The sequence below is a fragment of the Marinomonas sp. ef1 genome (genome assembly GCF_002806845.1).
GTDB classification, from domain to species: domain Bacteria; phylum Pseudomonadota; class Gammaproteobacteria; order Pseudomonadales; family Marinomonadaceae; genus Marinomonas; species Marinomonas polaris.
Genome location: NZ_NHTT01000013.1, coordinates 25,855 through 38,154 on the forward strand (window position 1 = coordinate 25,855; position 12,300 = coordinate 38,154).

Genomic DNA, 12,300 nt, shown 5'->3' on the forward strand with positions numbered 1-12,300 from the left:
TATTCTCCTGATTTGCTAATTAAGAAATGTTGTTTTATTACAACAATACTAATATTAGTTAAGCTTGACCAATTGAACAAACGATCCTTTTTCACTTGTTAGGTTAGTTTTTTTCATCATTTTTTATATCTATTAGATAAGAACACATTTAAGGAAACCTCCTTGTACCAATCGTTAGAACAGTTTTCAAAGAGTTGGATTTTTAAACGTAATGATCCAAAAGTTGAGCCAGAAGACTTGCAAGAAATTCGCTTGTTAAGTGAGCAGCGTGCAGGCCAGATTTGGCGCGATTACATTAGTGATGAACAAATACATCCCGATCATTTTTCGGATCGAGAATGGTTAAAGAAAGCCAGCACACAGGCTCCAGATGGTAAGCTTCAGTGGGAAAAAGCGTGGGATAGTGAACAGGCATCATTGCCGGAGGGGATCTTGGCGCATTTTTCTGCTTGGGGTGATGATACTACGGTGTTTTTTTGCTGCCATAACGAGTTAGTTTTTGAACTTCCTTGGGGCGTTTTTAAACGCACATGGAAAGCATTTTTGTTCCTCGATAATGGGCCTGTTTTGGTCGGTAAAAAGAAAAAACAAGCAGTACAGTTTCATTCTAATGGTTGGGTAAATTTGCTGTTTAGAGAATCTTAATTAGCAGATTCATGTATTTCATTGTTTTGGCAGGCTTTCTTTTTTTGTAATTATCTTTCACAGGCGCTCGTTGTTGCCACGTTTTCGACTGATCATGCAATGCTCGTTGAAAGCTTGGTAGTAGCTAAGTAGCTGTTGACTGTGTTCGCTATGCCCTAGTGCGTCGAACAACATAGCGGTAACTTCAGCGGTGGCAAATTGCATTTGATGGCTTGAGTGTCTAACAAGAAAAGAGCGCTGCGCTTCGCTGTTTATCTCAAAGTGAGGAATGTCTTTTAACCACTCGCTTTGATGAAACATTTTACTAGCCTGCTTCCATGTCCCATCCAAGATAATAAAAGTGTGTTTTTCATCGCCTTTATTTCTTGATGGGGCAGCACTTCTTGTTTGTCTTTTCTGTGCCTGAGCTGTTTCTGTGTTTGGGAATAATATCGTGCAATTCCCTTGTTTGCTTTCTATGTGATCTAGCAACGTTTGTTGTGGCTCGGTTCTGCTCCACAAATAGGCTTGAGTGTCATCTGGATATAAATCAGCGATAAGTCTGCCACTATTGGTGGGTTTGTGGATTTCATCACGATGGAAAAGCAGAATAAATTCTATAGGAGAGGTTTGGTTTTCCCTTAAGTGACAAAAGCAGGCAAATTCCGCCATTAGACAATGAGGGCAGCGAATGGCGTTGGAACCTCTCGCGATGAAGGGCCTCATCGAGTCTGTTTTACACTGCTCGCGCAATATGTCGACACAGTGTTTGTTTGACGTAACCTTCATGTGATTTATGCTCTGTTTTTAACGGCGCCATTATCAGCTTTTTGTTTGAAATGTCTAGAGTGAGGCAGGTCTCATGTTGATTTTTCATATTTTAGTGGTGTGATTAAAGTAAGAGCTAATATGAGTTAAATGTTTCAAATTGTTAACAAAAACGTCTCTTCTTTAAGATGTCTTGCGGAAAACTTTACACAAAATATGCAAATACAAAGGAATGCGTTGAAACAGGCTTGTTGCTCCTGTTCGTTGTCTTCAAGTCGCGATAAGGTGTGAGATATTATTTTTTCGCTATGAGTTGTCTATGAGTCGTTATATCTCTCCGGTTTTATATGTTCTTCTCATGTTAGTAGGGTGTATAGCGTTTATATCTATTGCCGGTGTTCGAGTTGGGATTTTTGAGCCAATAACTGGTTTTTCTATGCTTCGCAAAAGCGTATTTGCCTCTTTAGTTTTATCCTTGCTTGCTGCTGTGTCACTAGGTGTTTGTCGGAAAGAAAAAAATATAGCGTGTCAGAGATTTTTCTTTTTAGTGCTGATCGTGTCGCTGGTGTATAGCATTATGTGGATTGGTTTTTATCTGCAGCGCTCTGGTTTACCTGACATAAATGATATTACGACTGATACAGATGTCCCTCCCGCTTTTCTAAATGTTAACTTCATTCGAAAATCTCAAGAAAATGATCTGCGTTATAACAGTGAATGGGCACCTATTCAGCATAAGTATTATCCTGATGTTCAGCCTCTATTTTCTACAAAAAGCAAAACAGCAGTGTATTCAGCTATAACAGCGTTGGTTGAGGAACGTGGCTGGGATGTGGTGGCAATGTATTCCGGAGCCGGTATTATCGAAGCAACGGCTCGTACGCCTATTTTTGGCTTTCGAGATGATGTGGTGATTCGTATTACTCAGATAGAGCCTAAGAAAATTCGAATTGATATGCGTTCCTGTTCAAGGGTAGGGAGTGGTGATTTTGGAGTGAATGCAGAGCGAATCGTGTCCTTTATGACAGATCTTTCTGAGTCTCTAAGTCGATCATCTATGCCTAATCTAAGTTCTATGCGTTAATGTTTCATGTATTAAATTACACTCGTCTTTGAAAATTAGACACGCTAAACTCTCTTAATATCTTACTTAGGGGAATGTTAAGGTGAGTCTTCGTCAGCAACAAAAAGCCAATACGCGATCTAAAATCAAAACCATTGCTAAGCAAGCTTTTCTGGCTCAAGGCATTGAAGCAACCAGTACCCGTTATTTAAGTGATAAAGCTGGCATTGCTGTCGGAACCTTATTTGTTCACTTTCCTGATAAGCTCTCCCTAGTAAAAGATATCTTTTTTGATGAGATGGATGTGGCGCTTCGTGCTGCCGTCGCTTCTCAAAAAGCCAGTTCGTCTCCAATTGATTACCTTTTGCAAATGGCACAAGTGCTGTTTGAGTTTTATGATGCGTACGCAGAATTTACTCGCCAAGTGTTGTTGGACAGCTTGGCAAAAGGTGGCTTTCACACTAATCAAATGGTCGTAATTTCAGAAGGTATTATCAAGCGTTTTAAGCAAGTGGGCGTGGACGATAAAACAGCAAGTATTTTTGCGGAAAATATGATTTCTAACTATTGGTTCGTTTTGCTAACGGGAGTGCCAAAAGGTGTTCTTGGGCAAGTTGCGATCGATCATTTAAAGCGTATGAATCTACCGTTTGAGATGTCTTATCGTAATGCGCTAAAAAATAAAGCTTAGCCAAGTTCGTTGGCTTTTCGATAGGGGCCTTGGTAGTCGAATAATCGCTCTGTGACTTGCCAGTGTTGTTTTTGCTTCTTAGCGATGACGAAATCGGGCGTTGGAAGGTAAGGTAAAAAGCGTTCTACTTCTTCAAGTTTATCAAATTGAATAGATTGGCTTGCGTTGGCTATTCTGCGCGCAAACAGATCATTAAACGCTTGTCGTGATTTCTTGAAATTAAAGCGGAATGTCTCTGATAGCGTCAATCCGTCCTCATCGTGATAAATAATCTTGATACTTTTCTCTTTCATATTTAATTCTGGCGTAATGCCTGAACAGCGTAGCACTTTGTTGTTTTTTAGGTTGAGCGCACTTCTTAGTAAATCATCTGGATCGATAAGCTTTTCTGCGCAATGCTGGCATTGTCGTGCGGCGATATCATTTTCTTCATTACAATAAGGGCAGCGTTTAAAGCGAAAACGATAGCTGCATTGTTGCTCTTCACCTTGTTCGTTTTCCACTAGGCCATGACAACGGCGCCCAAAATGCTCAAGAATGTTGCCTTCGGCATCTTTTCTTCCCCAAAAAGTATTGGCGAAGTCACAGACTGGGCAATGAATTTGTACGGCGACAGAATCTTGTGTTGGGCGTTTCTCACCAATTTCTGGCTGAAAGATATTGTAGCCGTTATTAGTATAATCCAAGACTAAGCAGTCTTTTTTGCCAGGACTTAAACGCAAACCACGACCAACGATTTGTTGAAATAAACTGATCGATTGGGTTGGGCGCAATATAGCAATTACGTCCACATGCGGTGCGTCAAATCCTGTGGTTAGTACCGAAACATTAACGAGGTATTTAATATCTTTGGCTTTAAACGCTGCGATCAATGAATCTCGTTGTTTGAGTTTTGTTTTGCCGGTTATTAGTGCGGTTTTATCGGCGGGCAAGTAACTGGCGATTTCTTTTGCATGATCGATGGTCGCAGCAAAAATCATTACGCCTTGGCGATCTTGGCTAAGCTGCAATATTTGTTCGGTGACGGCTTTAGTGACCCGAGGGTGTTTATGAATGAGCTCGTTCAGCGCGATGTCATCGCTGTTTTGCTCGCCATCTAAACTTTCGGTCAGTAGGCTGAAATCATAATGGGCAATGGCCGCATCGTAATGGATTGGCGGGGTTAAATAACCCTTTTTAACCATGTGTTGCAGCGGTAGTTCAAATATACATTTCTTGAATAACGAGTTTGTACAGGTTCGCGTGTAGCCATGGTAATGATTTTGGTAGATCCAGCCGCTGCCTAAACGATAGGGCGTGGCGGTTAAGCCGAGAATTTTTACTTTTGGGTTTAGGGCTCGAAAATGTTCGATGGTTTTGTTGTACTGACCGCTTTCTTCCATGCCAACTCGATGGCATTCATCGATGATTATTAAACTGACTGGCTCGATGAAATCAGCAAGGTTTGCGGAAAGTGATTGAATGCTGGCAAAGGTGGTTTTCTCTGTGCTGGTTTTTTGGCTTAAGCCAGCAGAAAAAATCCCTGCTGAGGAGCCTGTTGCTAGAAACTTAGCGTGGTTTTGTTCAACCAATTCTTTCACATGCGCCAGACAAACAACTCGACCTTTGGCGAGTCGACTAAGTTCTGCAATTACCAAGCTTTTGCCAGCGCCTGTGGGAAGCACAATAACGGCTGGGTCATCGCTATTACGAAAGTGTCCCAAAGAGGCCTCAACGGCTTGAATTTGATAGTCTCGTAATTGAAAGGTTTGGGTCATGGTGTTTTAAATCTATCTGGCGAAATCTTGATGTCTTGTTTGTTGGGCTACAGTATCATAGCTGCTGTAGTTATTTGCCTTTTTACAAGTGATTTTTTATAAGTGACGAACCTATCTATGTCTACTGAAGTCCTGCCTGCTAAGCGTTTATATGTTGAAAACTCTATCCCAGCTTTTAGTCGAGAAGAACCATTTGCTAATTTGCTAATGGACCTGCAGACAAAAGGTTGGAGCGTTCAGGATGACTTTTTTTCAACAGATTTTACTCAAGCTTTGATGGATGAAGCAGAAAGTATTCAAAACGTCTTTATGTTGCAGGCTGGCGTAGGACGAAAACAGGATCATCAAATCGTATTAGATTCTCGTCGTGATTATATTCAGTGGATAGATCCGGATAAGCCCGTTCGTGTAGATTTCTTAAAAATGATGGCTGACTTACGTGTTGCGCTGAATCGTCGTTTGTTTCTCGGTTTGTTTGATTACGAGGCACACTTTGCTCGTTACGAGGAAGGCGCATTTTATGAAAAACACATAGATGCTTTCAAAGGTGAAAGTAATCGTATTTTGTCTACCGTTTTGTATTTAAACGAAGGCTGGCAAGATGGTGATGGCGGCGAACTGGTTATTTATGATGAAAATGATCCTTCTATCGAAGTCGGGCGTTTTTTCCCTAAAAAAGGTCGTTTGGCTGTGTTTCTGAGTGAATGCTTTTATCATGAAGTGATGGTGGCTAAACGAACACGGCACAGTATTGCAGGCTGGTTCCGTGTTAATAACACCACAGGCTCTACACTTGATCCAGGCCAATAAATTTACTCCCTCTTGTTTGTGTGGTTTTTTTGGATTTGGCCTCGAAAAATGGTTTATAACTCTCTATAATGCGCGCCTTGTTTAATTGCTCTGGTTTTACGTTCCAGATCGCATAGGAGAGAGTTATGTCTAAAGTCGTAGTATGTGCCCTTTATAAATTTGTCGCCTTGCCTCATTTTGAGTCCCTTCGTGAACCAATTCAAAAAACCTTAGAAGACAACGGTATACGCGGTACCTTGTTGCTGGCTAGTGAAGGTATTAACGGTACGGTTGCCGGTACTCGTGAGGGTATTGATACCATGTTGGCTTGGTTAGATCAGCAGCCAGGTTTGGATAAGATTGTATCCAAAGAGTCTTATGACGAAGATATGCCTTTCTACCGCACGAAAGTGAAGCTTAAAAAAGAAATCGTCACTATGGGCGTTGAAGGTATTGATCCTAAGCGCGTAGTAGGAACTTATGTTAAGCCAAGTGAATGGAATGCGTTGATCTCTGATCCTGATGTGGTTTTGGTTGATACGCGTAACGATTACGAAGTGCAAATAGGTACGTTCAAAAACGCGGTTAACCCAAAAACTGATACTTTTCGTGAGTTTCCTGCTTACGTAAAAGAAAACATGGATCCAGCGAAACACAAAAAAGTTGCCATGTTCTGTACTGGGGGTATTCGTTGCGAAAAATCCACAGCTTATATGCTAGAACAAGGTTTCGAAGAGGTTTATCACCTTGAAGGTGGGATCTTGAAGTACTTGGAAGAAGTACCAAAAGAAGAAACCCTGTGGGAGGGTGAGTGTTTTGTTTTTGATAATCGTGTTTCTGTAAATCATGATCTACAAAAAGGTGAATACGACCAATGTCATGCTTGTCGTATGCCTATTACTGAAGAAGAGAAACAAAGCGAGCATTATATTCAAGGCGTGAGTTGTGTGCATTGTGTAGATAAATACACTGATGAACAGCGCCAGCGTTTTATCGAACGTGAGCGTCAAGTTCAACTTGCTCGTTCTCGTGGTGAAGAGCATATTGGTGCAGAAGTATTAGATGCGGTTGAAAAACATCGTGTTGAAAAAGCACTAGAAAAAGAACGCCAGCGTAAGGTCCGCGCAGCGAAAGCGAACTAGCAGAAGGATTTTGTTCGATCTATCACTTAGATTTTCAGGTGATAGATCGGGCGAAAATGTGTTCTAAATTTAAGCTATTGATCTTTATAGCGAAGTTTTTTGTTATTTCTCCTAATTACCTGCTGTCCTGTGCACTAAGAGTGGTTTCGAAATTGCTCGTACTGCCGTACAATAAAAAATCGCTTTTTATCAGCCAGTATCCATCATGAGTTATCAAGTTTTAGCACGTAAATGGCGCCCACAGACTTTCCTTGAAATGGCTGGGCAAGACCATGTACTTCAAGCGTTGGTGAATGCTTTACGCCAACAGCGTTTGCATCACGCCTATTTGTTTACCGGGACACGCGGTGTTGGTAAAACCACTATCGCGCGTATTTTCGCTAAATGCTTGAACTGTGAAACCAATGGCATTTCGCCTGAGCCTTGTGGAACTTGTGATAGTTGCCGAGAAATCGCTGAAGGTCGTTTTGTCGACCTCATCGAAGTGGATGCGGCATCTCGTACCAAAGTAGAAGATACCCGCGAATTATTAGAAAACGTGCAATACGCGCCAACTCGTGGCCGTTTTAAAGTCTACCTGATAGACGAAGTGCACATGTTGTCGACTCATTCCTTTAATGCCTTGTTAAAAACTCTTGAAGAGCCGCCAGCACACGTCAAATTTTTACTAGCAACGACCGATCCACAGAAACTTCCTGTGACGATTTTGTCACGTTGTTTGCAGTTCAACCTTAAAAATATGACCCCGCAACGCGTGGTGGATTATTTGCAAACCGTGCTTACTACCGAAGAAGTTAACTTTGATCAGCCTGCGCTTTGGCAAATTGGCCAAGCCGCAAATGGCAGTATGCGTGATGCGTTGAGCTTGACGGATCAAGCGATTGCCTTTGGTAATGGCACGATTTCGGAATCTGGCGTGACGGCAATGTTGGGCTTGGTGAATCAAGCGCAAGTACTAGATTTATTAGAAAGTGTTGCGTCTAAAAACGCGGCGCAAGTCTTAACTCGTATAGAGCAACTTGCTGACTATCAGCCAGATTTTACGGCTATATGCGGCAGCTTATTAGATGTGTTGCATCGTGTGGCGATAGAGCAACAAGTCCCGGGCGCATTAATGGATCAGCTGGGTGACTTGGCGCGTATTCAAGCTATTGCTGCTAGTGTTAGTTCTGAAGAAATACAAATCATGTATCAGAGCCTATTGATTGGCCGTCGTGATTTGCATTTAGCACATTCTACACGTGCGGGTTTTGAAATGCTGATGCTAAGGCTGATAGCCTTCCGTCCAGTACCGCCAATGGCGGTTAGTCATAATGCGCCGCCTGTAATGAATGCTCAAACAGACACTGTGCCAGTAGCATCATCTGAAACATTGCCTGAAACAATGTACCAAACGGCAGAACCTGACTATCCGTCTTCGCCGATTACAGAAAAAAAAACATTAGCAGCTGAATCAGAAGAGCCGTTAGTCACTAAGCCTGCTGAGCAAATGATCGAGCCAGAACCTGTGCAAGAGTCAGTTCGGTCTACAGCACCTGCTGAACATCCGCCTTGGGAAGATGCACCGGAACCTGTCGTCGCTGAAGAATATTTTGTTGAACATGTCTCTGTTGACAGCGAAAGCGCTCAGAGTGAGGCTGTTCAGGACCATATTGAAGAAGATGTTGAATCCATCACTTTAGATGATGTTGAAATCGCAGCAGTAGAAAGCAGTGAGCTAGAAAAGTCTATTGATGTAGAGTTGCAGGCCGTCAGCATTGCGTTAGAGCCTACTGCTCAGCAAGAGCCAGACATACAGGTAGATACTGCTAGCAAGCCTGAACTTGAGCCTAAATCTTTTGTTATTGCTGAAGATAGATTCACAAAAGAATTGTTAGATGAAAGTGATGAGGATGAGGACGAAGAAGAAGCTGAAGAACGTGCCATTGCTGATATTGTCGATCCATTTAATCCTGCGGCAGACTTGGTCGATGCCTTAGGTGCGGAACCTATAGAATCCTCTGTCGTCGAAGAAAGCACAGAACCAGACACGCGACTTTCCAAAGTACCTAATACCATTGCTCAACCTGCATTAGGTATGCCATTGCCGGAGATGAGTCATTTTAATGAACTCACCATGAAGCTTTGGTGGCTGGTGGCGCCGCGTTTACCTTTGACAGGTTTAGTGCAAAATATTTTAATGAATTCTAGCTTGGTGGATGCAAGTGACCAAGGTGTTCGCCTTGAAGTGCCATTAGAATACGGGCATATGTTGAACCAAGTACGTTACGAACAAATACAAGGTGCACTGAGTGATTTCTTTGCAATGACGGTGCCTTTGATTATAGATACAGTGGAAGACACCACAGGTGTTACCGCAGAAGAATTTGCCGCTAGTAAGCGAGCAGAAGCCTTGCAAGTGGCAATTACACATTTGAATTCACATCCAGTTGTGCAAGCTTTGTCGGCAACGATGGGCGCGCAGTTGGTTTACGATACGGTTAAAGTTAAAGCTTAAATTGGAGAGCAAAAGTTATGTTTAAAGGTGGTATGGGTAACATGATGCGCCAGGCGCAGCAGATGCAAGAAAACATGCAGAAAGCGCAGGAAGAAATTGCCAATATGGAAGTAGAAGGCCAAGCGGGTGCTGGTCTAGTTAAAATCCTAATGACAGGTCGTCATGATGTGAAACGAGTTTCTATTGATGACTCTTTGTTTGGTGATGACAAAGAAATGCTAGAAGACTTGATCGCGGCTGCCGTGAATGATGCAGTGCGTAATATTGAAGTGACTCAAAAAGAAAAAATGGCTGCTGCTACAGCGGGTATGTCTTTGCCACCTGGTTTCAAGATGCCTTTCTAGGAGCGAGCCTTGTTTAGTCCCTTAATTAAAGAACTGATTGAATCATTACGTTGTTTGCCGGGTGTTGGACCAAGATCGGCACAAAAAATGGCGTTGTACTTATTGGAACGTGATCATCAAGGGGCAGATAGACTAGCAAATGCATTGCGCGAGGCGCTCGACAAAGTCGGGCGTTGTTCAAGTTGCCGTACTTTGACCGAAGAGTCGGAGTGCGGGATTTGCATAGATCCTGAGCGTGATGCAAAGCATTTATGTATTGTAGAAACACCTGCGGACGTTGTAGCAATCGAATCTGCCGGTAGCTTTTCTGGGCGTTATTTTGTTTTGCTAGGACATTTGTCACCGATTGATGGCATTGGTCCGGAAGAATTAGGCTTAGATCGTTTAGAAACTTTGGTTCAGCATAATGAAGTGGAAGAAGCGATTATTGCCACTAACTCAACAGTAGAAGGCGAGGCGACTTGTCACTATATTGCTGAAAAATTAAAAACATTGAACATCAATGTCAGTCGTATTGCCCATGGAGTGCCTATGGGTGGTGAACTGGAATACGTTGATGGAAACACTCTGGCTTTAGCGCTAGAGGGACGGAAGAAGCTCTAGTATGAATGATCAAGATGATGCTCTGAATGATGATGCTCTGAATATAGTGTGGGTTGCGGATAATGAATCGCTGGCCAGCTGGTGTGATTATTGGGCAGATTTGCCGGTAATTGCGGTCGATACAGAATTCATTCGTCGCACAACCTATTTTCCAATTACGGGGCTCATTCAAATTAGTGAAGGCGAGAAAGCCGTACTGATTGATCCATTGAGCATCGACGAATGGGAACCTCTTCGTAACCTGATGGTGGCCCCTTCGGTGATGAAAGTGTTTCATGCTTGTTCCGAAGATTTGGATGTTTTTGATCGTTTGTTAGGTGTGTTACCTACGCCTTTTTACGATACTCAAATTGGTGAAGCCTATGCTAGCGCGCAATGGTCGCTAAGCTATGTGAAGCTGATTCATGAATATTTGCAAATTGAAGTAGCGAAAGATGAAACTCGTTCAGACTGGGTTCAACGTCCTTTAACGGATGCACAAAAGCGTTATGCAGCGCTTGATGTGGTTTATCTGGCAAAAGTCTATCCAATGCAAATTGCCCGTTTAGAAGCGAAAAATATGCTCGAATGGGCAATGGAAGATTGCGATTCATTGAAATGGCAATACCAGATGAACTCTGATCCAGAGCAAAACTGGGATGGCATTAAAACCGCGTGGCGTTTGACGCCAGCTGGTTTAACTTTATTGCGTTTGCTGTTTATTTGGCGTGATGAGCAAGCTCGTAAAGAAGATGTTCCGAAAGGGCAGATCTTAAAAGATCGTACTCTTTGGTCGTTGGCGAAAACCTTGCCGACACATCATAAAGCAGTTTCTGAGGCGGAAGAGCTAACTGGCCGTCAGCACCGTTTGTATGGTGAGGTTATTTTGCAAAATGTCGCTTTGGTGAATGAATTGTCACCTGATGAATATCAATTGCCGTTGGAAATCCCTTTACCATCTCAGGCCGGTGATTTAACGAAAGCAATTAAAGCGTTTATTCGTGATAAAGCTGAGATGTTAAATATTGCGCCGGAAGCTATGATGAAGCGTAAGTTATTGGATCCATTAGTGCGTCATTTGTATGAAGGTACTGAGATTGACTTGCAAAATCCTGCAATGACTGGCTGGCGTCGTGATGTGATTGTTGATCCTATATTGAATAGGTTTAAAAAATAGAAAGATTTAAAAGTCCTAAAATGGCCTTATAGCGCCAAGGGTAAAATATGAAACAGCATTTAATCGTAGAAGTATTTCGTTCCAGTAAGCATGATGGAATGTACTTGTATGTAGAAAAAAGCAAAGGGCTGAAGGAAATTCCTGAAGAGCTTATGACTCGGTTTGGCAAAGGCATCAGTGCGATGACCATGTTGTTGACCAATGAGAGTAAGTTAGCTCGCGCGACACCAGAAAGTGTCACTAAAGGCATTCGTGAAAAAGGTTTTTATTTGCAATTACCGCCAGTGAAGGAAGAGTATTTGTTGGATTTATATAAAACACCGACGCAAGCGGTTTATTAATTACTTGGATTTAGAGAATGATTGCAAAGCGTTACGAGCCTTTTTGGAAAACCACTCCACTGGAGAAAATGTCTCCAGTGGAGTGGGAATCTATTTGTGATGGATGCGGTAAATGTTGCCTGCAAAAATTACAAGACGATGAAACCGAAGAGGTGTTTTATACCAATTTATCTTGTCATCAACTGAATATTGGTTCTTGCCAGTGTAAGGTCTATGAAACTCGACAAGATAAAGTATCGACATGTATTACGCTAACACCTGATCAGGTTGACGAATTTCATTGGTTACCTGATACCTGTAGTTATCGTGTATTGTACGAAACCAAAGACTTGCCGAATTGGCACCCTTTGGTGGTTGGTAGTGATAAAGAAATGCTTCGCCAAGGGCTAACCGTTCGCCATTATGCGGTGAATGAAAATACCGTTGATGAAGAAGAGTGGGAAACCCATGTTATTAAATGGGTACATGGTATGCCGGAACCGTATGATGTAATTTGAAATCTCGGCTTAGTTACGGCAAATGGTC

At 42.3% G+C, this 12,300-nt stretch carries 13 protein-coding genes; 11 read left to right on the forward strand and 2 right to left on the reverse strand.

Annotated features, from left to right (window positions below; translation table 11 throughout):
* Positions 1-162: 162 nt before the first annotated feature.
* Positions 163-645, forward strand: a complete 483-nt coding sequence (locus tag CCS02_RS16960; RefSeq protein ID WP_100188034.1) for a DUF2947 family protein — start codon at positions 163-165, stop codon at positions 643-645.
* A gap of 57 nt (positions 646-702) precedes the next feature.
* Here the strand turns inward: CCS02_RS16960 and CCS02_RS16965 are convergent, their stop codons facing one another.
* Positions 703-1,413 (reverse strand): tRNA-uridine aminocarboxypropyltransferase, encoded by a 711-nt coding sequence (locus CCS02_RS16965; protein ID WP_100637221.1) that lies wholly within the window; start codon positions 1,411-1,413, stop codon positions 703-705.
* A 298-nt stretch (positions 1,414-1,711) separates the two neighbouring features.
* Between CCS02_RS16965 and CCS02_RS16970 the strand changes: the two genes are divergently transcribed.
* Positions 1,712-2,476 carry a DUF1499 domain-containing protein gene (locus CCS02_RS16970; RefSeq protein ID WP_100637222.1) on the forward strand — a complete coding sequence of 255 codons (765 nt, stop codon included), beginning with the start codon at positions 1,712-1,714 and terminating at the stop codon, positions 2,474-2,476.
* 82 nt (positions 2,477-2,558) lie between these two features.
* On the forward strand, positions 2,559-3,146 hold the full coding sequence (locus CCS02_RS16975; protein ID WP_100637223.1) for a TetR/AcrR family transcriptional regulator: 588 nt from the start codon (positions 2,559-2,561) through the stop codon (positions 3,144-3,146).
* Here CCS02_RS16975 and CCS02_RS16980 read toward each other — a convergent pair.
* Entirely contained in the window at positions 3,143-4,903 is a 1,761-nt protein-coding gene (locus CCS02_RS16980) for a DEAD/DEAH box helicase (protein ID WP_100637224.1), read from the reverse strand. The genes CCS02_RS16975 and CCS02_RS16980 overlap by 4 nt on opposite strands.
* Positions 4,904-5,020: 117 nt before the next feature.
* On the opposite strand from CCS02_RS16980, the gene CCS02_RS16985 reads away from it, so the two are divergent.
* The 8 genes from CCS02_RS16985 to CCS02_RS17020 all read left to right on the forward strand — a co-directional run bounded on the left by CCS02_RS16985 (position 5,021) and on the right by CCS02_RS17020 (position 12,272).
* Positions 5,021-5,713 (forward strand): 2OG-Fe(II) oxygenase, encoded by a 693-nt coding sequence (locus CCS02_RS16985; protein ID WP_100188029.1) that lies wholly within the window; start codon positions 5,021-5,023, stop codon positions 5,711-5,713.
* Between the two features lie 125 nt (positions 5,714-5,838).
* Positions 5,839-6,834 (forward strand): oxygen-dependent tRNA uridine(34) hydroxylase TrhO, encoded by a 996-nt coding sequence (trhO, locus tag CCS02_RS16990; RefSeq protein ID WP_100188028.1) that lies wholly within the window; start codon positions 5,839-5,841, stop codon positions 6,832-6,834.
* Positions 6,835-7,039: 205 nt separating this feature from the next.
* Positions 7,040-9,331 (forward strand): DNA polymerase III subunit gamma/tau, encoded by a 2,292-nt coding sequence (gene dnaX, locus CCS02_RS16995; RefSeq protein ID WP_100637225.1) that lies wholly within the window; start codon positions 7,040-7,042, stop codon positions 9,329-9,331.
* Positions 9,332-9,348: 17 nt separating this feature from the next.
* Positions 9,349-9,675 carry a YbaB/EbfC family nucleoid-associated protein gene (locus CCS02_RS17000; protein WP_012070231.1) on the forward strand — a complete coding sequence of 109 codons (327 nt, stop codon included), beginning with the start codon at positions 9,349-9,351 and terminating at the stop codon, positions 9,673-9,675.
* A 9-nt stretch (positions 9,676-9,684) separates the two neighbouring features.
* Positions 9,685-10,278 (forward strand): recombination mediator RecR, encoded by a 594-nt coding sequence (gene recR, locus CCS02_RS17005; RefSeq protein WP_100188026.1) that lies wholly within the window; start codon positions 9,685-9,687, stop codon positions 10,276-10,278.
* A 1-nt stretch (position 10,279) separates the two neighbouring features.
* On the forward strand, positions 10,280-11,434 hold the full coding sequence (gene rnd / locus CCS02_RS17010) for a ribonuclease D (RefSeq protein ID WP_100188025.1): 1,155 nt from the start codon (positions 10,280-10,282) through the stop codon (positions 11,432-11,434).
* 47 nt (positions 11,435-11,481) lie between these two features.
* On the forward strand, positions 11,482-11,775 hold the full coding sequence (locus CCS02_RS17015) for a YcgL domain-containing protein (RefSeq protein ID WP_072839732.1): 294 nt from the start codon (positions 11,482-11,484) through the stop codon (positions 11,773-11,775).
* Between the two features lie 17 nt (positions 11,776-11,792).
* Positions 11,793-12,272 (forward strand): YcgN family cysteine cluster protein, encoded by a 480-nt coding sequence (locus tag CCS02_RS17020; RefSeq protein ID WP_100637226.1) that lies wholly within the window; start codon positions 11,793-11,795, stop codon positions 12,270-12,272.
* Positions 12,273-12,300: the final 28 nt, after the last annotated feature.